Here is a 24,160-nt window from a genome sequence, read left to right on the forward strand (position 1 = left end):
CTGCCTCGGCGGTACCGCTGAGTTCGGTGCCATTGCTGGGGTTGACCACCGGTGCCGAAGGTGCCACGCCGTCGATGGTTATGTTGGCGGCTGGGCTGCTGTTGCCGGCGGCATCCTTGACCACCGCCTCGACTACGGTGCCATCGGGTAGTCGAGTGTCCGGGGTGTACGACCAATTACCGTTGCCATCAGCAGTGGTCTGGCCGATGGGGTTGCCGTCGCCGTCGGTGAGGACCACCGTACTGCCCGGCGCGGCGGTACCGCTGAGGTTCGATCCGTTGCTCGGGTTGATCTGCGGCGCGTCAGGGAAGTCAGGGGCTTGCACGGTCGCCGCCGGGCTGCTGTTACCGGCAGGGTCGGTCACTACCACAGTCACCGTCTCGCCGTTGGTCAATGGCGGGTTCAGTGGAATCTGGAACTTGCCGTCGGGGCCGACCACCACGCTGACATCCGCTCGCCCGTCGCCGTTGCTGTCGACTCCCACGGTGGCGCCAGGCTCGGCCGTGCCACTGATGCTGCTGCCATTCGCGGCGATCTGTAAGCCGCTGGCCGGCGCTGGGGGCGTGGTGTCAGGCGGTACGCTACCATCGACACTTGCACTGCCACCTCCTCCGCCACCGCCGCTGTTGGCGATGGCGACACCGCCACCGACGATCGCAGCACCGGCCAGCAGTGCCGCGCCGGGACTCAGCCCGGCAATGGTACCGTCAGTGGCAGTCAGTGACTCGAACCCGGCCAGGCTTTCCTGGGCCACATAGCCAGCCATCAATGGCCCATCGCCAGCGACCGCCGGCAGGTCGACGGCCAACAGTTTGTCCCGGTCTACCAGATACAACTGGCTGACAGGTTGCCCCTCGACATAGAAGTTGGCGATGCGCAGGTTTTCGCCGGACTTCAGTTGCACGATCAGGTCAGTTCCACTTTTTGAATACCCCGCCACACTTTCAGGCGCCAAATCCAGAGCAACATTACTACTTTGGGAGAGGGTCAGTATTCCGTTGCTGGGGATCGAAATGGGGGCGGCAGAGGAAACACTTTGAGCGAGAGGAGATATTTTCGCCTGTATCGACATGACTGACAGTCCCTTTGTCAACATTACGACCGAGTGGTCGCACTCGTTGATTCAGAAATAGCATGCCTCCGATAAAACGCCAGTATCACTTTATCAATAGTTCAGGCGGATACGCCGGTACCGTTACCCCACCTTGCAGTTGCACTTGTGCAACGAGCGTAGCCAGAATTCTACGGGGGCATGGGCCTTCTGAGCCGAACAATCCACTCGAGTAAAAGTCGCGGCTTATCCAAGTTTTACATTCAGCTTGAGCAAGCACATTCATACCCTTGTGTTCAGTTGAGTGATTGCGGGGGAAAGTGCAATCCATTTGCATCTATCACGATGTAAAAGAACGCCTGCCACAGCCTGTGGCGATAGGATTAAGTTTCATTTGCGCAGCGGAAGTTGGGCAGGACTATCCGGGCAAGGTCATTGGGTAGAAGTAACTTGATAGTGGCGCGGCAATCCGTGGGTCACTGACAGGTCGAGCGTGGCGAGGCTGCAACGCGCAACATGGCGCTGCCCCCGATGGAGTATTCGCCAGCAAACACACAAGCCGAAAGCCCCGCTTCCGGGTGTCGCTCCCACAAAGGTGGGAAGGTCAGGCGATGGCCTGCAGAAACACCCAGGTCGCGGCGAAATCCAGTAGCAACACGGCCGTCACCACGAAAATCATGTAGAAGCGGTCGTCCCGGTTCATTGTTGCGCCCTCCGGAGGTTCGATTTCCCCTGGGTCACAGCAATTTGCATTCCACCCTTGCTGTCCCCTCCCCGAGGCTGAGGCGAGCTCAGGCCGAGCGGGCCTGGTGGATAGGCAGTTCCACCCTGAACGTCGTACCGACACCCACTTCACTGGTTACATGGATTTCGCCTCCATGACGTTTGATGATGCCGTACGAAAGCGACAGTCCCAGCCCGGTGCCCTGGCCAATCGGTTTGGTCGTATAGAACGGATCGAAGATCTTCTGCAGGCTCTCGGCCGGAATGCCACACCCGTTGTCCGCGACCTCGATCCACACCCACGCGTCATTGGCACCGGTACGCAGGGTTATCCTGCCACGCTCGGCGCCCATCGCCTGGGTGGCATTGACCAGCAAGTTCATGACCACCTGATTGATCTGCGAAGGCAGGCATTCGACCTGCGGCAAAGGGTGGTAGTCCTTGACCAGGTCGGCCTTGTGCCGGAGTTCGCTGGCCACAATGTTCAACGTTGATTCTATGCCCTGCTGCAGGTCTGCCAGCTGCCAATCCTGGCTGCTGTCCACCCGCGAGAAGTCCTTGAGGTCCTTGACGATCCGCGCAACGCGGCTGATACCATCCTTGGATTCGCGGATCAGTGCCGGGATATCCTCCAGCAGGTAGTCCAGCTCGATTTCCGTACGCAGCTTCGCCAGCTCCGCGCTCAGCCCATGCGGAATCAGGGTGTTTTCGGCGTCAGCATAGGCCTTGAGCATGTTCTGCAGACGGCCGAAATAATCGTCCAGGGCGCCGAGGTTGGACGAGACAAAACCGATCGGGTTATTGACTTCATGGGCAACACCCGCGGCCAGCTGGCCGAGCGAGGCGAGCTTTTCCGACTGGACCAGCTGGTTCTCGAGCAGCCGGCGCTCGTCCACTTCGCGTTGCAGGGCTGCGCTGGCCTGGCCAAGCGCCTGGGTACGCCGTTCAACTCGCTGCTCCAGTTCGTCGTTGGCGCTGACCAGCGCCCGGTTGACCCGGTTTATTTCGGCGTAACTGCGCATCAGCCACACCCCCATGTACAGCAACAGCAATACCAGCAGGGTGGAAAACACCAGCAGGTAGAAATGGTAGCGCTGGGCCGTCAGCGTGGCTGCCTGCTCGTCGCGGTCCAGCATCAGCGCAATGGCGTCCAGGCGTTCGGCGATCGGCACGGCCTCGATAGCTTCAAGCAGCTGATCGACCTTGGGTTGCTCGTGCAGGATCAACTCGATGTGTTTGCTGATGGTATCGATGGGTGCCTGAAAATCGACCGGCAGGCGCTCTTTGTTGACTGAAAGATTGTTCAGGCCGACGAGGATATCGGCAGCCTTGTCCTCGGTGGTGGTGTGGGCAAATTCCAGGCTGCTGAGCATCAGGTCGTAGGTATCGCTGGTGATCCTGCGCAGGCGGAGCGCGTCGGCGTCGACCAGTTGGCCAAGGTGCACCTGGATGACATCGGCTGCGTCCGGGAGAAAAGCCAGGGAATTTCGCAGGATTGCGTTGTGCGTCTTGAAACGCGAAACCAGCAGGATCTTGTCATCGAAGGCTTGCTGGTAATCGCCAAAGGCGGCCTGCCAGCCGGGTATCGCGGTTTTCCCGATGCGTGCCTCAAGCGTGCGGAACTCCCGCCACAGGCGTTTCATTTCCATCAGCGGCAGCACCAGCGGGTCGTAATTGTAGTTGGTGGTAGTGCGCGCCTTGAGCACCGCACTTTCCCACTGGGCGTCGTACTGCTTGATCTGGCGAATCAGGTCACGCGCCTGGGCGTAGCTACCGCTTTCGTCAGACTTGGACATCCAGTACAGATAGACCAGCACGGACGCCAGCAGCGTGGCGCAGGCAGCCAGCAGCAGCAGGCTGCGCCGAGCCTTCAGTTTCATAGCGGTTTGCCCTCCCACTGACCGGTGAGGGTCTGGAGAAACTTGATGATCAGCGCTTTATCACCCTCTCTTGGGGTACGCCCCAACTGATAATGGAACATGGCGTCGACGGCGGCCTCCAGGGTGGGCACCGAACCGTCATGAAAGTAAGGGGCAGTGACCGCTACGTTGCGCAGGCTGGGGACTTTGAACAGGTTCATGTCCTCCGGGTCGCCGGTCACCTTGTAGCGCCCTTGATCGGCCACCGCGGGGTTGCCTCGGTTGGCGAAATAGTCATCGAACACACCCAGCTTCTGCAGCATGTTGCCACCGATGTTCACGCCCTGATGGCAGGCGATGCAGCCGTATTCCTGGAAGCGCTGATAACCATACTTCTCTTCCAGGCTGAGGCTGCTGGTGTCCCCCTGCAGGTAGCGGTCGAAGCGTGAAGCAGGTGTCAACAGGGTACGCTGGTAGGTGACCAGGGCATCTTCGATATCGTGAGCGGCCACGGGTTTGCCATAGGCTGCGGCAAACCCCACGCGATAGGCCGGGTCGCCGGCAATTCGCCGGACCACCGTGGCCCAGCCATTTTCTGTTTCGCTTGCGCTGGCGGTTGCCAGGTGTACCAGGCCGTCAAACGATTGTGCACGCCCATCCCAGAACTGCAGGAAGTTCAGGCTCGCATTGAAGACGCTGGGGGTATTGACGGCCATGGGTTTGCCATCGGCACCCAGCGAGCGCGCCTGACCGTCTGCGCCCGCCCGATCCAGGCGATGGCAATCGGCGCAGGACTGGGTGCCATTGGGCGACAGCCGTGGGTCGTTGAACAATTTGCGGCCCAGCTCCACCCGCGCAGGGTCAAGCGCAGGCACCGCCGGCAAGGGCGTCAGCGGCCCACCGATGCTCTGGGCCAAGGCCAACGCCGGCGATACCGTCAGCATCGTGGCAACCATGCGAACCTGCAGACCGATCACCACAGCACAAACCTCCCTGGCAAGATGCACGCTGTCTCGGAGCATAGTGAGGCCAATCGAGAAAAGCGAACGCCAGGGCAAATGTCATCTAGGCTGTAGCCAGGGAGCGTCTGAGTGAAACCGGCCAGGAGGGACCCATGGAGCTACCCGTTACCGATGGTGCAGCAGACAAAGCCGTGATACTTCTGGTGGACGACGAACCCTCGATTCTCAATAGCCTCCGTCGTTTGCTCCGCAGCCAGCCCTACGAAGTCCTTGTTGCCGAAAGCGGCGCCGATGCCCTGCAACTGCTTGAGCAGCGGCCGATCAATCTGGTGATGAGCGACGCACGCATGCCCAACATGGACGGTGCCACGCTATTGGCACACGTGCATGAGCGGTTCCCCGCCACACTGCGTATTCTGCTTACCGGGTACGCTGACACGGACACCATCGCAAAAGCCATCAATGATGGGCACATCTACCGCTACATCAGCAAACCCTGGAATGATGAAGAACTGTTGGTCACCTTGCGCCAGGCCTTGGCCCACCAGCATTCGGAAAGCGAGCGAAAGCGCCTGGAACAACTGTCCCAGGCCCAGATCCAGCAACTGAAGGCGCTCAACGAGAGCCTTGAACAGCGCGTAGCGGCGCGCACCGCCGAGTTGCAGCAGACGGCCGACATGCTCGACCTTGCCTATGAAGAACTCAAACGCAGTTACGTGACCAGCACCGAGTTCTTTTCGCAGTTGGGCAACATGCGCCTGCCCAAGGCCAAGCAGACCAACCGGCAAGTCATCGACCTGATACGGGTGTACTGCACCAGCCATGGGCTGGACGAAGCGACCTGCCGCAACCTGACCATGGCGGCTGCGCTTTACAACATCGGCAAGATGAGCTGGACCGACAGCATGCTCACCTGCCCGGCCGATCTCATTCCTCCCCAGGAACGCGAGCTGTACCGCTCATACCCGAAACAGAGCGAAGCACTGGTGATGACCCTGGACCCCATGAAAGAGGCCGCGCAACTCATCCTCCACCATCAGGAGCGCTGGGACGGCAACGGTTTTCCGGGCCACCTCAAGGGCGCGGACATCCCGTTGGGTGCCCGCTGGCTGAAAATGGCCGTGGATTTCATCGAATTGCAGCGCGGGCTGGTCCTCGAGCGCCAACTCAATAGCGATGAGGCCCTGCTGTATATCCGCAAATATGCCGGGAAATTGTACGACCCGGACCTGGTGGAAGACTTCGTCGTTGTTTGCGCCGAGTACATGCGCGACATCACCCTGACCGACCCGGCCATCAAGGTGTTGAGCACGCACGAGTTGGCAGATGGCATGATCCTGGCGCGTAACCTCCATGCCGACAACGGCATGTTGCTGTTGAATGCCGGCAAGGTACTGAGCGGCCTTCTGGTAAAGAAACTGATTGCCTTCGAAGAAATGGAAGGCGGCAAATACAGTGTGTTCGTCAGAATTCCCGAGGAGGCCGGCAGCGTGCAACCCGCGCCGACAACGGCGGGCTGACTCAAGCCGGGGCGAACAAAACCCGCGGGGTTTCTCCAGGCGGGCAAGGCCCCGCCACATGGCAGCTGGGCGCAGACCGTGATCATTCCGCCCGACACCACCACGACTGGGCGAACAATACCCCGTCGATTTCCTCTACCCCGTTGATGTTCATCCCGAGCTGGGCCATGCCATTGACCCTGGCATCGTGCAGCCGAGGAATGATGTCCGGCCCGGGCGTCGGGTTGAACAGCCAGGCCTGGGTCGACACCCGGCCCAGCGGTTCGCTGTGGTGGTCGCCGATGTGGACATCGGCACGCAATGCCGGAACCTTCCGCAACTGGTCGGATGGTATGGCGATGCCGCGCTCCCGGCGACGAACGATGAGGAAATACATACTGCACCGATACTGTATATGGATACAGTATTTGAGCACCGTCCTGCAGCGCCGCACCAGTACCACTCGGCGGACTATGCTTACACGGCAAGGCAGGAGGGTGACGTATGTGTGGCAGGCTGAGCCAGTACCGGGGCGTCCATGACTTCGTTGCAACCCTGAGCCTGCCGCAGGCGTGGAGAAACAACGTCGGCGACCAGCCGCTGGGCCAGTACAACATCGCTCCGACTACGCCAGTCGCCGTGCTGCGGGTGGATGCCGCAGGCCTGCGGGCGGACCTGGTGACATGGGGATGGCGGCCGCATTGGGCGACTGACCGCGCTGCGCCAATCAACGCCCGCGTGGAAAAGGTGGCGCACGGCCCGTTCTTCCGTGCGATCTGGCCATACCGGGCGATAACGCCCGTCGACGGCTGGTACGAATGGGTTGATGAAGGCGGGCCGAGGAAACAGCCTTATTTCATACGACGTCGGGATGGCCACCCTGCCCTGTGCGCATCTATCGGCCAGTTTACCGGCAACGCGGGCGATGGCTGCGTAATCATCACCGCAGATGCGCAAGGCGGCCTGGTCGATGTGCACGACCGCAGGCCTGTCGTGCTCTCGCCGGAATCGGCACGCACGTGGCTCGCCGCCGACATGCCGAGCGCGCAGGCGGAGCAACTTGTGCTCAACCTCGGCGAACCCGCTGATCGCTTCGAATGGTACCGGGTGAGCGCGGCCGTGGGAAATGTGCGCAACCAGGGCGCCGAGCTGATTGACCCGCTGCCATGACCTATGCTGTGCTTGTTTCGCCCCCCCATAGGGTAGACGCCAGCCAGTTGCAGAAGCAACGAACCGAGGAATGGAGCCCCTGATATGCCAGCTTGCCCCTTGCCCGTAGACGAAGCGCTGCGCCAGCGCACACTCGACGACATGAACCTGGTCGATACACCTGCCGAACATTATCTTGATACCTTGGTGCGGCTTACCCAGGACCTGGCTCACGTCGACACTGTGCTGATCAGCCTCATCGACCAGGACCGCCAGTGGTTCAAGGCACGCATAGGGCTCGAGGCCAACGAGACGACACGCAGTATTTCCTTCTGCGGCTACGCGATTCTCGGCGAAGATACCTTGATGGTTCCCGATGCCAGGCAGGATACGCGCTTCGTCGACAATCCACTGGTGCTCAACCCGCCCTTTATCCGCTTCTATGCCGGCCACCCCTTGCGCGCCGGAAATGGCAAAGCGATCGGTACGTTGTGCATGTTCGACCCTCGGCCGCGCGAGCTCAGCAAGGCGCAGCAGGCGCATTTCAGGGACCTGGCCACCCTGGCGGAAGGCTATCTGCAACTGCGTGCCCTGGCGCAGATCAACCGCGACCTGCGCCTCGAAATGGACCGTGAACAGCGCAAAGCCTTGCTCGACCCGTTGACCCAGCTATGGAACCGCGGCGCGCTGGCGGCTTTTGAAGGGCACCTACGGCGATTGGCGGACCAGCATCACTCGCAGCTGGGGGCGATCTATGCGGACCTTGATCATTTCAAATCGATCAATGACAAGTACGGCCATGCCGGTGGCGACAAAGTGCTCTGCGAATGTGCCCGGCGTCTGCGCGCGGCACTGCGTCCCGATGACCTGCTGGTACGTCACGGCGGCGAAGAATTTGTCGCCATCTTGCAGGTCAAGGACGGCGACGAACTGCGACGCATTGCCGAACGAATCCGGGAACTGGTCGGTAGCACAGCGATGCAGTTGCCCAACGGTCAACAGAAGGTCAGCCTGAGCATAGGCTGCACCCTGTTCGCCAGTGCGGAATCGATGGAGGACGCGCTGAACCGCGCTGATACCGGGCTGTACGCCGCTAAACAGCAGGGACGCGACCAGGTCGTCTACCGGGCGCCACCCGTGTGAGCGGAGCGTGGCCCCGGGGCTGGCAACAGGCCGTTGTGCTCCATGTTCCGCCTGTCATAACGTACAGACGCCCGCAATTGGCCAGCACGCATAGGCATCGAGACCCATTTCCGGTGTTCTGCCGACCTACCGCCCGCTTTCGACCCATTGCGGACAACCACAAACCGAGTTGCCGACGTCATTCAATGACCAGTGGATCTCTGAGGGTGCTCATGATTTGATCATACATGGCATCTACCGCACGAGACCCTTTTGAATCCCTGCTCCGGATGAGCACGACTTCCACCACGGGAAGCTCGGGCAGCCCTTGGCGTCCGTCAAGCATCTTCAGGTTGGGAGGAAGGCTGCATCGAGTCAGTACGGCGACCGCCATGCCGCCCAGTGCAACGGCGATCTGGCCGCCTACGTTCGGGCTGTTGTAAACGACACGATACTCGCGTTGTTGGACGTCAAGCGCCGCCAGGATTTCGGTACGCAAGCGTCCGCCGAGCTCATGAACCGCAATTGGCAACGGATCGCGCTTCCAGACTTCGTGTTGCTCCTCTGCGCCCCACACCAGCGCTTCCCTGAAGAGCAGCGTGCCGCGCGAGGGTGCATCACGGGTGACTACCGCCAAATCGATTTCGCCTCGATCGACTTTGGCCAACAGTGCGGTGGATTCTTCACAGACAAGGGTTACTTCGACTTCGCCAAAGCGAGCGATAAAGCTTTTGAGCACCGGCACAAGATAGGGTTCCGCATAGTCATCCGGAACACCGAAGGTCACCCTTCCGGAGAGTGCTCCCCCATGCATCGCAAGCACCAGGGCGGAATGGGACGCCAATAGTTTCCGCGCGTGCCCCAACAGATCAAAGCCTGCCGGCGTTAATGAAAGCTGCCTCGGCTCCCGATTCAGAAGTGGTCGACCCACGCTGTCTTCGAGTTTCTTCAATTGCATGCTCACGGCTGATTGAGAGCGCGAGATCTGCCGAGCAGCCGCTGTCATGGAGCCAGTATCAACGACCGCAACGAACGTCCGTAACCAGTCGATCTGCAAATCCTTTGATTGCACCGTCGAGCCGCCAATTCGAAAATCGAATGCCTTTTATAACACTTATTCGCTTTTCTGTATCCCGTTCGAGCTCGCAAAATACCGCACGAATTGAGGTGTCGGGGCAGAGGAGGCGAAATTTTGTTGAGTATCAGTAGTGGCTCGGTCGGGCTTGATAGGCATGAGGTATGGAGTGGCTTCAAACAGCTGCTACCGATTTCCTCGTTCGTAGTGGTTTTCGCAGTGGCCTTCGGCCTTGCCGCCGCACAGACCGGCTTGAGCGAATTCTCAACCGTGCTGATGAGCGCCTTGGTGTTTGCTGGCGCGGCACAGTTCGCGGTTCTTGATCTGTGGGGGCAGCACGTTCCGGTCGTTCCGTTAATTGTCACGGTATTCGCAATCAATGCTCGGCACTTGTTGATGGGGGCAACCTTGTATCCGTGGTTGCGTGAGCTGCCCCGGGCCAAGCGCTACGGTGTGATGCTCGTGGTTTCCGATGCCAACTGGGCGATGTCTATGCAAGCACTCAATGGCGGCAAACCAGGGATTGGCCTCTTGTTTGGTGGTGGTATTGCCCTGTGGTCAGCATGGACGTTTGGCAGCTGGCTGGGCCTTTATTTTGGTAGCGCGATCCATGACCCGGTGAGCTTGGGCCTCGACATGGTGATGGGCTGCTTTTTGCTGGCAATGGTGATCGGTGGGAAGAAGAACCTGCGCATGCTGATCATCTGGAGCGTGGCTGCCGGCGCGTCATTGCTGGCGTACAGGTATTTGCCTGAAAACAGTCATGTCGTTGCCGGCGCATTGGCTGGCGGCCTGTTGGGCGCTGTCTGGATGGAGAAGAAAGATGCACATTGAAAGCACTGGCCTGGGCACCTTCTTCATCATTCTCATCATGGCCGTGGTTACCCTGATGACCCGTTGGGGAGGCGTGTTCGTGATGGCCTTCGTTCCCATCAACTACAGGGTGCAGCAGTTCATCGGTGCCATGTCCGGCTCGGTGCTGGTGGCGGTCCTTGCACCATTGGCGGTTACCGGCGACAACGGCGCACGGCTTGCCTTGTTGACGACGGCAATCGTGATGTTGGTGCTGCGCAAGCCCTTGCCTGCAATTGCGGCAGGGGTTGTCATGGCTGCGATGTTCAGGCATCTGCAGGTTGCCCTGTAGGATGTCCTTTCACACTTACCGATGACGTGAAAAATGGATCTGCATTCTATTCTTGCTTTTACCGTGGTGGCGGCCATCGCCATCGCGAGCCCCGGGCCTGCGACCCTGATGGCGATCAATAACAGCCTGGCCTACGGGCCGCGTTACGCCTTATGGTCCTCAATCGGCAATGCGTCCGGGCTGTTCTGCTTGTCGGCTGCCGCGATGCTCGGACTAGGCGCTCTGCTCGCAAGCTCTGAGTGGATGTTCAGCGTTGTGAAGATCCTGGGCGCCGGCTATCTGTTCTACCTGGGGGCCAAGCAGTTGTTCAAGAAAGGGCCGATACTTGCTCAGGCAGTACATCCAGACGGACAAACCTATAGACCATCGCGTTTGAAGCTGTATAAATCGGCGTTTCTCACGGCAGCCACTAACCCAAAGGCCACGATGTTCTTCACTGCGCTGTTCCCGCAGTTCATCGACCAAAGCGCTGCTCTGCTGCCGCAGTTTCTGCTTCTCACGGCGATATTCATGGGGCTGTCGCTGGCTTCATTGAGCCTGTATGCCGCTGCGGCGGTCCAAGCTAAAGGCATGCTGACCCGGCCTGCGTTTTCCGTCTGGATCAGCAGATTGGTCGGCTCGACGTTTATCTGCTTTGGTGTTGCCGTTCTCGCTACGCGTCGGCCGATTTCCTGAGAGGCGCCTGCTCAACTTTTGGCGAACGTCCGGTTTGGGTCGATAGCGGTCAGTCGTGAACGGCTGCAATCGACCCAAAGCTGCCCTTGGCGCCGGGCTGCTAAAGCCCCAAAGCCAGTTTGGAGCAGTACAGCCTTTTATCAAACGGCCCCTGTTCTCAACAAGGTCGCGCATAGCGTTTGCGGTATTCCGCAGGGGTAACGCCCATATGACGGACGAAAGCTCGGCGCAATGTGTCTGCGTTAGCGAATCCACACATGGCAGCTACCTGCTTGGGCGCATCATTTCCAGCCTCCAGCCGTTCGCGAGCAGCATTCACCCTCGTCTGCTCCACCCAAGCTGCCGGCGTCATGCCCACATCATTTTGAAAGATCCGGGCAAAATGCCTTGGGCTTATGCCCATACGCTCTGCCAGATTCGCAACCCCATGATCCAGAGCCGGATTTGCCGTGACATACCGCTGCAATGCCTGTAGAGCAGAGCGCCCTGTGGGTGAAGTAGATCCTTGACGGCTGAACTGCATCTGCCCACCGGTTCTTTTGAAGTACATGACCAAGTGGCCTGCTACGTCCTTCGCGATTTCATCGCCCAAATCCTCCTGAACCAACGTAAGCGCAAGATCCAGCCCAGCCGTTACACCCGCAGCTGTCCTCAAATTTCCGTCATGGACCTGAATGGCATCCGCCTCCACGGTAACTTGTGGGTATCTTTCAGAGAGAGGCTGCGCCACAGCCCAGTGGGTAGTGACCCGACGGCCATCAAGTAGCCCCGCAGCTGCAAGGGCAAATGCGCCAGTGCATACCGAACCGAAACGCCTGCACAACGGAGCACGCTGGCGCAGCCAATCCAGAATCCCTGATCGAAGGTACTGGTCGGCGGCTTGAGGGGTTCCGGCTATCAGCAAGGTATCAATTGCATCAATCTCCTCTCCGATCCAGGCATCAGGAATTAACCGGGTACCCGAAGAGCTCACCAATGGACCAGGTTCACAAGCAAGTAGAAGTAACCGATAGGCTTCATACCCAGCTTGCCGGTTGGCTTCAGCGAATACGTCCAAAGGACCGCAAGCGTCCAGAAGTTGAACCCCTGGCATACCCAGGATAGCGAGAGTTACTGGGGGGCGAGACATAACGGCTCCTAATGGAGGGCAGAGCGCCCAAGTCCGATACTGGCTGACAATGGCAGGATTTGACGCAACAAGTCAATTGATGCCATGCACCTGGGCACTCAGACTGGAGTCCTCACTCACCCTACCCAGGATCTCCATATGACTAACGCCATTGCTGGCATTCACGTGCCTCAGAGTTCGATGGCCCGAGAAATCACCGAGCTTGTGCGGGACACCGCCTCGCCCCTTCTTTTCCATCATTCGAGCCGTGTCTTCTATTTCGCATCGCTTGCTGGTAAGCGACTGGGCCTGAAATACGACGACGAGCTTCTCTACGCGGGTTGCATGTTCCATGACATGGGCCTGACCCACCAGCACAGCAGCGATTGTTGTCGTTTTGAAGTCGATGGAGCGAATGCCGCGCGTGATTTTCTCCAAGCTCATGGCATCAATGAACGCGACATAGAACGCGTATGGACTGCAATTGCACTTCACACCACTCCAGGGATTCCAGAGCACATGCACCCGCTCATTGCATTGGTCACTGCTGGCGTAGAGACCGATGTTCTCGGGTTACACCACGAGAAGCTCAGCGCAGCTGACCGGGATGCCGTGGTTCAAGCACATCCACGTGGCGATCAATTCAAAGAAGCCATCATCCAGACGTTCTATGACGGCATCCGCCACAAGCCGCAAACGACATTCGGCAACGTCAAGGCTGATGTGATAGCCGACAAGGAGCCTGGCTTCCTGGCGGGTAACTTCTGCAGCATCATTCGCCAGTCCTGCTGGCCAAGCTAAAGGAAAGGGGCCGCATTGCGGCCCCTTCGTTTCCGGGTTGCCCAGGCAAAGTCTTGAGGCTTGAAGGTGTCTACGAAAACAGGAGCCATTCAGCCCGCTATTCTGTAGATCGAGGCGATGCAGCTAAAATTGATGCCGATTTCCACACCCTTGCAAGGCGGAAAGCCGAGCTCCAACTTGGCGACTTCCCAGGTAGGCTCCGCTTCCCAAGGTCAGGCGGTTAACCGCTAAGCCTTAGCGGCAGGTTTGAGCCTGAACGTAACCCCCATCCGGTTGAAAGCATTCATTGCAGCAATTGTGGCAGTCAAATCTACCAAGTCTCGCTCGTTGAAAACTGCGGAGGCAGCAGCGTAAGCCTCATCCGAAACATGGGTCTCGCCCACGTTGGTCACCTCTTCTGCCCACTTCAACGCAGCGCGCTCCAGGTCGGAGAAGAGGTGCTCCGCCTCATGCCAAACCGCGACTAGCAGAACCTTATCAACGGACATGTCGCCTTTGATCAAGTCGCGAGAGTGAAGATCGATGCAATACGCGCAACCATTGATCTGCGATACTCGAAGGAAAACCAGATAGATCAACTCCGGAGGCAGATTCGTTCCGGTGGTTACATAGTGGTGTAACCCGGTCAGCGCTTTTGCCGCACCGGGAGACTTTTCAAACCAATTCATGCGAGCCATACCTACTCCATAAGCGCTTTCGTAAACACAGACGCATTTTATGGCGTACGCGGCTCGGCTCATGGAGCCAATCCGCTGTAATTTCTGGGCTCCAATATTTTTGGATATCAAGCGCCGAATGAGGCTAGCTTAATGCAGCGGAAGGTGGCGGGTCGCTTTTCTAGATAGGAACGATCAGTCAGCATAAAAGACCAGAAGTAGCGATACGGTTTCTTCCAGCGGGGCGGCAGCATCGCACAGTTGCGCTCGAATACAGGCCCCTCTGTCTCAAGTGTTGAGGGCCAGGTAGAAGAACAGGTTCAGTGCGCGCCCTGCAGCCGCCAGCGATGCAATCGGGTACCGATGGGCTGGCCAATCAAAGTGGCGAAGCGGCTCTGGCGGGCTTTCGCATTCCAAAGGACTGTCAGATGGCTATCACCGAAATCGGCTGCAGGGCCCATGCTCGACGCAAGATCTTCGACCTGCATGTGGCGAACATGTGTTCTCCGGACGCCTACAAAGTACCCGCCAAGGGGTAGTGTTCAATACGGCACTCATGGGGATGGCCATCGCCTTTACACGTCCCATCCAGATATCGGTAGTTGATGTGCATCACCTGGCCTTTTTTGGGCCACTGCCTGCGTGGGAGCGTGCTTTGGTAATCAGCAGTTTCCGGTACGAATGTGATAGTCCCCCCCTTTTCCGGGCATTCTGCCGTAGTCGATGCCTGGCTTACCTTCACGACCTGGGCCTGTAGCTTTGGATAGGGAAGCTTCAACACATCAGTGATAAGTAGCTCCATACGGCAAATTTGCCAGGTCGATGCTTGTACTGGCTGGCACATTACGAAGAAGGCAACGGCAAATAGGGCGTAGCGAGTTGCACGGTAGTCCATTATTGGCCCTGCATTGAATATTGATATCCGAGGCATTATCAGACGTGGGCTCACCGAATCATAGGGCAACCCTGTCTCGCGCGCATTCAGCCAAGTCGATGCCCGCCCAAGAGCTGGCACCAGGCTGAACTATAAAGGCACTCTGAGCCTATGCTGGGTGCCGCACCTCGCCTTGGTGCATATTGATTTGATTACATCGACGCCCCTGAGGCGAATCTTCACCACCGCCGCCTGGACTTCACCGTCGGTCAAGCGCAATGCGATGGTGAAGCCGTCAACCATCCTGCGCTCAGCGGTGGTACTGGACGGTCTGATCACCAGGAACGCGGCTGAAGCCATACAGCTGCCAGCACGCTCGAGGAAAGAGGTCGTTCCTTTTACCTTGGACGAGGCGAATCTGATCATTGCCGAGATATACAAGCATCCTCATCGGCCGAGCAAGAACTAGGATAGGTTTTCGTTGCTCAACGACAGGGCCTTGCACGCCTTGGAGCTCGCCAGGCAGTACGCAGAGCGCCGCAGGCTGGGCAAAGGACAACTCATCGAATCGCCGTTCGTCTTCCCGCCTGGGAAGAATGGAGAGCACGTCAAGCAGACGTCGGACCTGCACCATCCGTGGCGCCCGATCCTCAAAGGCTTGGGTCCGATACCGCCCCCGTATAACTGCCGCCACACCTATGCGACAATATGCTTAATGTCTGGTCTCAACCCCGCATTTATCGCCCAGCAGCTCGGGCATAGCGTGCAGATGCTCTTGTCGACTTATGCGCGCTGGATTAACTCGTAAGACGACTGGCAGGAGCTGGAAAAGCTCCAAATTGGTCCGAAATTGGTCCGTAGCTGCGAAGAAGCCACGTAAGTTATTGATAGGTAAGCTCCTTGATCTCCACCGCCAACATCACCATGCAGTTCGGCTCCAAGCCGCTGTTCGAAAACGTTTCCGTCAAATTCAACAACGGCAACCGCTACGGCCTGATCGGCGCCAACGGTTGCGGCAAGTCGACCTTCATGAAGATCCTCGGTGGTGACCTGGAGCCATCCGCCGGCCAGGTCATGCTCGAACCGAACACGCGCCTGGGCAAGCTGCGCCAGGACCAGTTCGCCTACGAGGAATTCACCGTGATCGACACGGTGATCATGGGCCACGCCCAGCTGTGGAAGGTCAAAGCCGAACGCGACCGCATCTATTCGCTGCCGGAAATGACCGAGGAAGACGGCATGGCCGTCGCCGAGCTGGAAACCGAGTTCGCCGAAATGGACGGCTACACCGCCGAATCGCGCGCCGGTGAACTGCTGCTGGGCCTGGGTATTCCACTGGAGCAGCACTTCGGCCCGATGAGCGAAGTGGCCCCTGGCTGGAAGCTGCGTGTGCTGCTGGCCCAGGCGCTGTTCTCGGACCCGGACGTGCTGCTGCTCGACGAACCGACCAACCACCTGGACATCAACACCATCCGCTGGCTGGAAAACATCCTCACCGCGCGTAACAGCACCATGGTGATCATTTCCCACGACCGGCACTTCCTCAACAGTGTCTGCACCCACATGGCCGACCTGGACTACGGCGAGCTGCGCCTGTTCCCGGGCAACTACGACGAGTACATGACCGCCGCTACCCAGGCGCGCGAGCAACTGTTGGCCGACAACGCCAAGAAGAAGGCGCAGATCGCCGAGTTGCAGACCTTCGTCAGCCGCTTCTCGGCCAACGCCTCCAAGGCCAAGCAGGCCACCTCGCGCGCCAAGCAGATCGACAAGATCCAGCTGGCCGAGGTCAAGCCATCGAGCCGGGTAAGCCCGTTCATCCGCTTCGAGCAGACCAAGAAGTTGCACCGCCAGGCCGTGACCGTCGAGAAAATGTCCAAGGCGTTCGACGACAAGGTGCTGTTCAAGGACCTGGGCTTCACCATCGAAGCCGGCGAGCGCGTGGCGATCATCGGCCCCAACGGTATCGGCAAGACCACCCTGCTGCGCACCCTGGTCGGTGAAATGACCCCGGACAAGGGCGAAGTGAAGTGGACCGACAGCGCCGAAGTGGGCTACTACGCCCAGGACCACGCTCACGATTTCGAAGAAGACATGACCCTGTTCGACTGGATGGGCCAGTGGACCTCCGGTGAACAAGTGATCCGCGGCACCCTTGGGCGCATGCTGTTCTCCAACGACGAGATTCTCAAGTCAGTGAAGGTGATCTCCGGTGGTGAGCAAGGCCGCATGCTGTTCGGCAAGCTGATCCTGCAGAAGCCGAACGTGCTGGTCATGGACGAGCCGACCAACCACCTGGACATGGAATCGATCGAGGCGCTGAACCTGGCGCTGGAAAACTACCCGGGCACCCTGCTGTTCGTCAGCCACGATCGGGAGTTCGTGTCGTCGCTGGCCACCCGCATCATCGAGCTGTCGGCCGATGGTGTGGTGGACTTCAGCGGCACCTACGATGACTACCTGCGTAGCCAGGGTGTGCTGGTCTGATTGAAGGGCCAGGCCTGGCCATTTGCGTGGCCGGGCCGGCTTCTTCACGGATAAACCGGCGAACAATCCACCCCTGTCCCGAACGCTGCCCTTCCCCCAACGAATAATTCGTTAGCCTGCTTTCTTTTCCTCCACGCAACGGCCATGATGGGGACCACGCCCAACCGCCCGCCCGCGAACGAGCCCATGACCGCGCAACAACCTGCCGCCGGCATCACCCGGCAGATCCTGTCGATCGTCTTCTACACCTTCATTGCCTTTCTCTGCATCGGCCTGCCGATCGCCGTGCTGCCCGGCCATGTGCACGACCAGCTGGGCTATGGCGCAATCGTCGCCGGTGCGACCATCGGCCTGCAGTATCTGGCCACCCTGCTCAGCCGCCCCTTTGCCGGGCGGGTGGCGGACACCCTGGGCGGGAAACGGGCCATTCGTTTCGGTCTGCTGGGGATCGCCGGCTGCGGGCTACTGACGTTGCTGTCGGCCCTGACCGTGACGCTACCGCTGCTGAGCCTGGCATTACTGCTCGGCGGTCGGGTGCTGCTGGGTATCGCTCAGGGGCTGATCGGTGTGGCCACGTTGAGTTGGGGTATCAGCCAGGTCGGTCCCGAGCACACCGCGCGGGTGATCTCATGGAACGGGATTGCTTCCTACGGTGCCATCGCGATTGGCGCGCCCCTGGGCGTGCTGGCGGTAGATGGGCTGGGCTTTCGCGTGCTGGGGCCAGCGCTGCTGATACTGGCGCTATTGACCCTGCTGGTGTTGCGCAAGCGTTCGGACGTGGTCGTGGTCCGCGGCGAGCGCCTGCCGTTCTGGGCGGCCTTCGGACGGGTCGCGCCGTGCGGCCTGGGCCTGACCCTCGCGTCGATCGGCTACGGCACCCTGACCACCTTCGTTACCCTTTACTACCTGGAGCGAGGCTGGGTCGGCGCAGCCTGGTGCCTGAGCGCCTTTGGCCTGTGTTTCATCCTTTCGCGGCTGCTGTTCGTCAACGCAGTCAACCGGTTTGGCGGCTACAACGTCGCCGTGGCCTGTATGGCCACCGAAGTGCTCGGGTTGAGCCTGCTGTGGCTGGCACCTTCGCCGCCGTGGGCACTGGTTGGCGCCGGCCTTACCGGCTTCGGGCTGTCGCTGGTGTACCCCGCGTTGGGGGTCGAGGCGATCAGGCAGGTACCTGCCAGCAGCCGCGGCGCCGGGCTGGGCGCCTACGCGGTGTTCTTCGACTTGGCCCTGGGCATCGTCGGGCCGCTGATGGGCGCAGTTGCCGTGCACCTGGGGTATGCGTTGGTCTTCGCTGTGGCGGCCCTGCTGGCCCTGGCGGGCGTCGGCCTAACGCTGTGGCTGGCGCGGCAGGCTCGTCGCGGCTGAGCGCTCGGCCGGCTGCGGCGCGCCCAGCGCCTGGCTGAAGAACGCTGCGGTTTCGCGCTGCAGCGAATGGTGGATATTGCGACGATCCACACCTTCGGCGTCCTTGCACAGCGCCGGCATGCGCGCGTATTGCTCGCTGTCGCAACGGGCCATGAACACGAAATGCCCAGCGCCGGCCAGCAGGCGATAGTCTGCAGTAACCGGCAGCTTGCGAGCCAACGCTTCGGCGTTACGATCCACCGCCACCAGCTGGTCGTTGTCACCGCTGTAGATCAGCACCGGCAAGCGCACCCCGGCCAGGGTATGGCGGTCGAACAACAAGCTCAGCGGCGCCATCAGCATCAGCGCGCCCACCCGCTGGTCAGCCATGGGCGCCAGCTCGCTGCGGTCGGCGATCAGTACCCCGTGCGTCCTGCAGGCATCGGCGTCGTTCGGGCGCTCCAGGCAATACCGGCGCAGGCGGTCCAGGTCGGGGCGCGCACCGGAAACAATCAAGGCGGTTTCACCGCCGGCCGAATAGCCGATCACCCCCACCTTGGCGTTGTTCAGATAAGGCCCCAGCAAAGCATCCTCGCGGGCCGCGGTGATCGCGGCACTGACTTGCAGCGGCCGGCCATACAGGTTGCTCAGGGTCCCCAGGCGGCTGTGATCGCGGGCATTGTCGCCCGGGTGCACCACCGCCACCACCACAAACCCCCGACGCGCCAGCGAGGTGGCCAGGTAATGCAAGGCCAGCGGGCTGCCAGTGTTGCCATGAGACAGCACCAGCAAGGGGAATTGGCCCAACGCTACCGGCGCTTCTTCAGCCACGTCGATCGGATAGCCGTCCAGGCGGCTGCTGCGGGTTCTGCCAACAGCCGGGTAGAACGCCAGTGCCTGCATGGGCCGGGCGTCGACCGGATCGGACAAGCTCATGTGGTGCAGGCCGGCAACCCAGGGCGTGGCCTCGGCTTGGGTCAGCAGGCCGCCGCACAGAGCCAGGGCCAGCAGGCAGCGTGGAAGAGTCATCGGCCGACGGGTCCTTGCCGGGTGAAGCGATTACCCAGCATAGAACCGCGCTGGCCAGTGGCGGATGAAACCTGGATTAAACCGATGTCATGCGCATGACGCTTGCGTACGGTGCATTTGCGCTTTTCATCGAACCCGTGGCATAGATACAGGCCGACGTCTTCAAGTGTTCATATCGCGCCACCCAAGGAGATTCCTGCATGAGCAAGCCCGCCTACGTGCCACCCAAGGTCTGGCGTAACGACGCAGCGTCCGGCGGCCAGTTCGCCAGCATCAACCGCCCGGTTGCCGGCCCGACGCACGACCAGGACCTGCCGCTGGGCAAGCACCCGCTGCAGTTGTACTCACTGGCCACCCCCAATGGCGTCAAGGTCACCATTGCCCTGGAAGAACTGCTCGCCCTGGGCCACCAAGGCGCCGAATATGATGCCTGGCTGATCCGCATCGGCGAAGGTGAGCAATTTTCCAGCGGTTTCGTTCAGGTCAACCCCAACTCGAAGATCCCCGCATTGCTCGACCGCAGCGTCGAGCCGCCGGTGCGGGTGTTCGAGTCGGGCTCGATCCTGCTGTACCTGGCAGAAAAATTCGGCGCCCTGCTGCCCGAGGCGCCGGCAGCCCGCACCGAGAGCCTGAACTGGCTGTTCTGGCAGATGGGGGCGGCACCTTACCTGGGCGGTGGCTTTGGCCACTTCTATGTCTACGCGCCGGAAAAGTTCGAGTACGCGATCAACCGCTTCACCATGGAAGCCAAGCGGCAGCTGGATGTGCTCGATCGGCGCCTGGCGCAAAGCCGCTACCTGGGCGGCGAGCAATACAGCATCGCCGATATCGCCGTGTGGCCGTGGTATGGCCAGTTGGTGCGCGGCAACCTGTATGGCGCGGCGGAGTTCCTGGCGGTGGACGAATACCCGCATGTACAGCGCTGGGCCGAGGAAATTGCCCTGCGACCGGCAGTGCAGCGCGGCACCCGGGTGAACCGTACCTGGGGAGATGAAAGCAGCCAGGTGCCAGAGCGGCACGCGGCGTCCGACCTGGACTGAAAGACGGTCGGGGGCCGTTACCCGGCCCCCGACAATGCCCACCTGCATGAAACCATTTGCCCCCGCGCAAACCTGCGCCGGCCAGGCCCTTCTTGTACACTCCTCGCATTAGCCCCCACCTGCACATTTTTTGGTGAAAGCATGATCGAGGTAACCGAGGTTTCCATTGCCGAGCTGCGCGACGCACTCGAGTCGGGCCGCACGACGGCGGTCGAACTGGTCAAGGCCTACCTGGCGCGCATCGACGCCTATGACGGCGCCGACACCGCCACCGCCCTGAACGCCGTGGTAGTGCGCAACCCGCAGGCACTGGCCGAGGCCGAGGCGTCCGATGCCCGCCGCGCCAAAGGCCAGCTGCTGAGCCCGCTGGACGGCATCCCCTACACGGCCAAGGACAGCTACCTGGTCAAAGGCCTGACCGCTGCTTCCGGCAGCCCGGCGTTCAAGGACCTGGTAGCCCAGCGCGACGCTTTCACCATCGAGCGCCTGCGTGCCGCCGGCGCCATCTGCCTGGGCAAGACCAACATGCCACCGATGGCCAACGGCGGCATGCAGCGCGGGGTGTACGGCCGTGCGGAAAGCCCTTACAACGCCCATTACCTGACCGCACCGTTCGCCTCAGGCTCGTCCAACGGTGCCGGCACCGCCACTGCAGCCAGCTTCAGCGCCTTCGGTCTGGCCGAAGAAACCTGGTCCAGCGGCCGTGGCCCGGCGTCCAACAACGGCTTGTGCGCCTACACGCCGTCACGCGGGGTGATCTCGGTGCGTGGCAACTGGCCGCTGACACCGACCATGGATGTGGTGGTGCCGTATGCCCGCACCATGGCCGACCTGCTGGAGGTCCTCGACGTGGTGGTTGCCGACGACGCCGACAAGCGCGGCGACCTGTGGCGTCTGCAGCCCTGGGTGCCAATCCCGCCGGCCTCCCAGGTGCGCCCCGCCAGCTACCTCGACCTGGCCGTGGATGCCAGCGCGCTCAAGGGCAAGCGCTTTGGCGTGCCGCGCATGTACATCAATGCCGACCCCGCGGCCGGCACCTCCGAGAAACCCGGCATCGGCGGCCCGACCGGCCAGCGCATCAACACCCGCGCCAGCGTGATTGCGTTGTGGCAGGAGGCACGCCAGGCGCTGGAGGCGGCCGGCGCCGAGGTGCTGGAAGTGGACTTCCCGTTGGTATCCAACTGCGAAGGCGACCGCCCGGGCGCGCCGACCGTGTACAACCGCGGCATCGTCAGCAAGGCGTTCCTGCATGACGAACTGTGGGAACTGTCTGGCTGGGCGTTCGACGACTTCCTGCGCGCCAATGACGACCCCAAGCTCAACCGCCTGGCCGACGTCGATGGCCCGCTGATCTTCCCCCACGACCCGGGCACCCTGCCCAACCGTGAGGACGACCTGGCGGCTGGCATGGACGAATACGTCAACATGGCCAAGCGCGGCCTGAAGAGCTGGGACCAGATCGAGACCCTGCCCGACGGCCTGCGCGGCCTGGAAAAGACCCGCAGGATCGACCTGGAAGACTGGATGGACAACCTGGGCCTGGACGCGGTGCTGTTCCCCACCGTGGCCGACGTGGGCCCGGCGGATGCCGATGTCAACCCGGTTTCGGCCGACATCGCCTGGAGCAATGGTATCTGGGTGGCCAATGGCAACCTGGCGATCCGCCACCTGGGCGTACCGACCGTGACCGTGCCGATGGGCGTCATGGCCGACATCGGCATGCCGGTGGGGCTGACCTTCGCTGGCCGGGCTTACAGTGACAACGCGCTGCTCAGCTTCGGTGCAGCCTTCGAGGCGACCGGCTCGCGCCGCATGATCCCGCCGCGCACGCCGCCGCTGGGTTAAGCGACAGCGGGCCGCCTGGCGGCCCGTTCGCGGGTTCGCCGGCGGTTGGGCTTGAAAAAGCAAATCGCAAAATTCAACTTTACGTGTAAAAATACACAAAACGTTGATTTTGCGATTTGCCATGTCCCTGATGCCCGAAGCAGAACGCCGGCTCACCCTCACCGTCCTCAAGGCCGCCATCCAGGCCATGGGCAGCGTTGCCCCACGCAACCTGGAAATACTCCTGCACGACCTTGACCACCCGGAACGCTCCGTGGTGGCGATCGTCAACGGCCACCTTTCCGGCCGCGGTGTCGGCAGCCCGATCCTCGCCGCCCCGGAACAGGACCAGGGCTTCAAGGCGCTCATGCAAGCCTCGGCCGATCAGCAAGGCTGCGCGCCGGTGGTCGTTTCCGACTACCCCACCACCCTCAAAGGCCGCACCTTGCGCAGCGCCACGGCGATCTTCCGTGACAGCACCGGCCACCCCTTCGCCAGCCTTTGCGTCAACACCGATGTCACCGGCCTGGACGCCGCCATGAGCTTCCTCCAGCAATTCCAGCCACTAGCTACGGCCCCCACGGTCACCGAGCCCGCCGACATGGAGCTGCTGATGAGGGAGATCATCCAGGCCTCGCTGCAGCGCAGCGGCCAGGGGCGGATGAACAAGCAGGCCAAGGTCGAGGCTGTACGGGTGATGCAGGAGCGTGGCCTGTTCATCGTCAGAGGCGGGGTGGAAAAAGCTGCCAGTGCCCTGGGGGTGACCCGCTACACCATTTACAACTACCTCGAGCAACTGCGCGGAGCCAGCCGATGACCTTGCATATCCCTACCCCCTTGATCGAATCCCGCCCGCTGTCGCTGGCAGCCGGGTGCAACATCTGGCTCAAGCTCGATGCCCTGCAACCCTGCGGCTCGTTCAAGTTGCGCGGTGTCGGCCATGCCTGCGAAGTGCAGCATGCCCGTGGCGCGCGGCATTTCGTTTCCTCCTCGGGCGGCAACGCGGGTCTGGCGGTCGCCTATGCCGGGCGCAAGCTGGGCGTGCCGGTCACCGTGGTGGTGCCCGAAACCACCACCGAGCGGGCCAGGGAACTGCTACGCCTGGAAGGCGCCAAGGTGGTGGTCCACGGTAGTTCCTGGCAGGAAGCCAACACCCTGGCGCAAACCCTGGTGGCCCAGGGTGATGCTTTCATCCACCCGTTCGACGACCCACTGCTGTGGGCCGGGCACGCCAGCCTGGTGGATGAGGTTGCCGAGGCCGGCCTGAAGCCGGATGCGGTGGTGCTGTCGGTAGGCGGTGGTGGCCTGCTCTGCGGGGTGGTCGAGGGGCTGCAACGCAACGGCTGGGGTGATGTACCGGTGCTGGCCGTGGAGACCACAGGCGCGGCGTCGCTGCATGCGGCCTTGCAGGCAGGGGAGCCGGTGGAGCTGGACCGTATCGACTCGGTGGCCACGTCGCTGGGGGCAAAGCGTGTTGCCGATCAGGCACTGGCCTGCGCAACCCGGCACCCGCTGCACAGCCATGTGGTCAGCGACCGTGCCGCGCTCGAAGCCTGCGAGCGCTTTCTGCTGGATCATCGTGTGCTGGTAGAACCGGCCTGCGGTGCCGCGCTGGCGTTGGCCCATGACGCGGTCGCGCTGGCCGGCTACCGTAACGTGCTGGTGGTCGTGTGTGGCGGGGCCACCGCTACCCTGGCGCAGATCCACGCCTGGCTGGCCGTGGCCGAATAAAGCGCTG

Annotated in this window: 21 protein-coding genes and 1 pseudogene; 14 read left to right on the forward strand and 8 right to left on the reverse strand. The window is 61.2% G+C overall.

Going from position 1 to position 24,160, the window contains the following annotated elements; translation table 11 throughout:
• From B4L76_RS19620 to B4L76_RS19630, 3 genes are all read right to left on the reverse strand, one after another.
• The coding region (locus B4L76_RS19620; protein WP_296234811.1) for an Ig-like domain-containing protein at nt 1–1,072 on the reverse strand (1,072 nt) is incomplete at its 3' end.
• A gap of 770 nt (nt 1,073–1,842) precedes the next feature.
• Nucleotides 1,843–3,654, reverse strand: coding sequence for a DAHL domain-containing protein (locus tag B4L76_RS19625; RefSeq protein WP_296234812.1), 1,812 nt, complete (start codon nt 3,652–3,654; stop codon nt 1,843–1,845).
• Nucleotides 3,651–4,589, reverse strand: coding sequence for a cytochrome-c peroxidase (locus tag B4L76_RS19630; protein WP_296234813.1), 939 nt, complete (start codon nt 4,587–4,589; stop codon nt 3,651–3,653). The genes B4L76_RS19625 and B4L76_RS19630 overlap by 4 nt, the downstream gene beginning before the upstream one ends.
• 158 nt (nt 4,590–4,747) lie before the next feature.
• On the opposite strand from B4L76_RS19630, the gene B4L76_RS19635 reads away from it, so the two are divergent.
• Nucleotides 4,748–6,115, forward strand: a complete 1,368-nt coding sequence (locus B4L76_RS19635; RefSeq protein WP_296234815.1) for an HD domain-containing phosphohydrolase — start codon at nt 4,748–4,750, stop codon at nt 6,113–6,115.
• Nucleotides 6,116–6,197: 82 nt separating this feature from the next.
• Here the strand turns inward: B4L76_RS19635 and B4L76_RS19640 are convergent, their stop codons facing one another.
• Nucleotides 6,198–6,491, reverse strand: a complete 294-nt coding sequence (locus B4L76_RS19640; RefSeq protein WP_296234816.1) for a hypothetical protein — start codon at nt 6,489–6,491, stop codon at nt 6,198–6,200.
• 107 nt (nt 6,492–6,598) lie between these two features.
• Here B4L76_RS19640 and B4L76_RS19645 point away from each other — a divergent pair, with 107 nt between their 5' ends.
• Nucleotides 6,599–7,264, forward strand: coding sequence for an SOS response-associated peptidase (locus B4L76_RS19645; protein WP_296234818.1), 666 nt, complete (start codon nt 6,599–6,601; stop codon nt 7,262–7,264).
• A gap of 84 nt (nt 7,265–7,348) precedes the next feature.
• Nucleotides 7,349–8,386: a sensor domain-containing diguanylate cyclase gene (locus B4L76_RS19650; RefSeq protein WP_296234819.1), complete on the forward strand. Its 1,038-nt coding sequence runs from the start codon at nt 7,349–7,351 to the stop codon at nt 8,384–8,386.
• Between the two features lie 178 nt (nt 8,387–8,564).
• Here B4L76_RS19650 and B4L76_RS19655 read toward each other — a convergent pair whose 3' ends face one another.
• Nucleotides 8,565–9,437 (reverse strand): LysR family transcriptional regulator, encoded by an 873-nt coding sequence (locus B4L76_RS19655; protein ID WP_296234820.1) that lies wholly within the window; start codon nt 9,435–9,437, stop codon nt 8,565–8,567.
• Between the two features lie 120 nt (nt 9,438–9,557).
• On the opposite strand from B4L76_RS19655, the gene B4L76_RS19660 reads away from it, so the two are divergent.
• Genes B4L76_RS19660 through B4L76_RS19670 form a run of 3 tightly spaced genes read left to right on the forward strand, consistent with a single transcriptional unit; the run spans nt 9,558 to nt 11,259 of the window.
• Nucleotides 9,558–10,274 (forward strand): AzlC family ABC transporter permease, encoded by a 717-nt coding sequence (locus B4L76_RS19660; protein WP_296234822.1) that lies wholly within the window; start codon nt 9,558–9,560, stop codon nt 10,272–10,274.
• Complete coding sequence (locus tag B4L76_RS19665) at nt 10,264–10,584, forward strand: AzlD family protein (protein WP_296234824.1); 321 nt, start codon at nt 10,264–10,266, stop codon at nt 10,582–10,584. Before B4L76_RS19660 ends, B4L76_RS19665 begins: the two co-directional genes overlap by 11 nt.
• Nucleotides 10,585–10,617: 33 nt before the next feature.
• Entirely contained in the window at nt 10,618–11,259 is a 642-nt protein-coding gene (locus B4L76_RS19670) for a LysE family translocator (protein WP_296234826.1), read from the forward strand.
• Nucleotides 11,260–11,416: 157 nt separating this feature from the next.
• On the opposite strand, the gene B4L76_RS19675 is transcribed toward B4L76_RS19670, so the two are convergent.
• A complete protein-coding gene (locus B4L76_RS19675; protein WP_296234828.1) occupies nt 11,417–12,388 on the reverse strand; it encodes a GlxA family transcriptional regulator in 972 nt (323 codons plus the stop codon).
• A 138-nt stretch (nt 12,389–12,526) separates the two neighbouring features.
• On the opposite strand from B4L76_RS19675, the gene B4L76_RS19680 reads away from it, so the two are divergent.
• Nucleotides 12,527–13,168, forward strand: a complete 642-nt coding sequence (locus B4L76_RS19680) for an HD domain-containing protein (protein WP_296234830.1) — start codon at nt 12,527–12,529, stop codon at nt 13,166–13,168.
• A gap of 227 nt (nt 13,169–13,395) precedes the next feature.
• Here B4L76_RS19680 and B4L76_RS19685 read toward each other — a convergent pair whose 3' ends face one another.
• Nucleotides 13,396–13,845: a carboxymuconolactone decarboxylase family protein gene (locus B4L76_RS19685; RefSeq protein WP_296234832.1), complete on the reverse strand. Its 450-nt coding sequence runs from the start codon at nt 13,843–13,845 to the stop codon at nt 13,396–13,398.
• 986 nt (nt 13,846–14,831) lie between these two features.
• On the opposite strand from B4L76_RS19685, the pseudogene B4L76_RS19695 reads away from it, so the two are divergent.
• From B4L76_RS19695 to B4L76_RS19705, 3 genes and pseudogenes are all read left to right on the forward strand, one after another.
• Nucleotides 14,832–15,578 (forward strand): annotated as a pseudogene (locus B4L76_RS19695) (site-specific integrase); the annotation flags it as partial.
• A 20-nt stretch (nt 15,579–15,598) separates the two neighbouring features.
• Nucleotides 15,599–17,185, forward strand: coding sequence for an ABC-F family ATPase (locus B4L76_RS19700; protein WP_170029732.1), 1,587 nt, complete (start codon nt 15,599–15,601; stop codon nt 17,183–17,185).
• Nucleotides 17,186–17,371: 186 nt separating this feature from the next.
• Nucleotides 17,372–18,550: an MFS transporter gene (locus B4L76_RS19705; protein WP_296234833.1), complete on the forward strand. Its 1,179-nt coding sequence runs from the start codon at nt 17,372–17,374 to the stop codon at nt 18,548–18,550.
• On the opposite strand, the gene B4L76_RS19710 is transcribed toward B4L76_RS19705, so the two are convergent.
• Nucleotides 18,512–19,558 (reverse strand): alpha/beta hydrolase family protein, encoded by a 1,047-nt coding sequence (locus B4L76_RS19710; RefSeq protein WP_296234834.1) that lies wholly within the window; start codon nt 19,556–19,558, stop codon nt 18,512–18,514. The genes B4L76_RS19705 and B4L76_RS19710 overlap by 39 nt on opposite strands.
• Before the next feature lie 200 nt (nt 19,559–19,758).
• On the opposite strand from B4L76_RS19710, the gene yghU reads away from it, so the two are divergent.
• The 4 genes from yghU (at nt 19,759) to B4L76_RS19730 (ending at nt 24,153) form a co-directional block, all read left to right on the forward strand.
• Nucleotides 19,759–20,598, forward strand: a complete 840-nt coding sequence (yghU, locus tag B4L76_RS19715; RefSeq protein ID WP_296234836.1) for a glutathione-dependent disulfide-bond oxidoreductase — start codon at nt 19,759–19,761, stop codon at nt 20,596–20,598.
• 141 nt (nt 20,599–20,739) lie between these two features.
• On the forward strand, nt 20,740–22,443 hold the full coding sequence (locus B4L76_RS19720; RefSeq protein ID WP_296234838.1) for an amidase: 1,704 nt from the start codon (nt 20,740–20,742) through the stop codon (nt 22,441–22,443).
• A 121-nt stretch (nt 22,444–22,564) separates the two neighbouring features.
• Nucleotides 22,565–23,239 (forward strand): helix-turn-helix transcriptional regulator, encoded by a 675-nt coding sequence (locus B4L76_RS19725; protein WP_296234840.1) that lies wholly within the window; start codon nt 22,565–22,567, stop codon nt 23,237–23,239.
• Nucleotides 23,236–24,153 (forward strand): pyridoxal-phosphate dependent enzyme, encoded by a 918-nt coding sequence (locus tag B4L76_RS19730; protein ID WP_296234841.1) that lies wholly within the window; start codon nt 23,236–23,238, stop codon nt 24,151–24,153. Before B4L76_RS19725 ends, B4L76_RS19730 begins: the two co-directional genes overlap by 4 nt.
• The last annotated feature ends 7 nt before the right edge of the window (nt 24,154–24,160 follow it).

Source organism: Pseudomonas sp. UBA4617, from assembly GCF_002386445.1.
Classification (GTDB): Bacteria; Pseudomonadota; Gammaproteobacteria; order Pseudomonadales; family Pseudomonadaceae; genus Aquipseudomonas.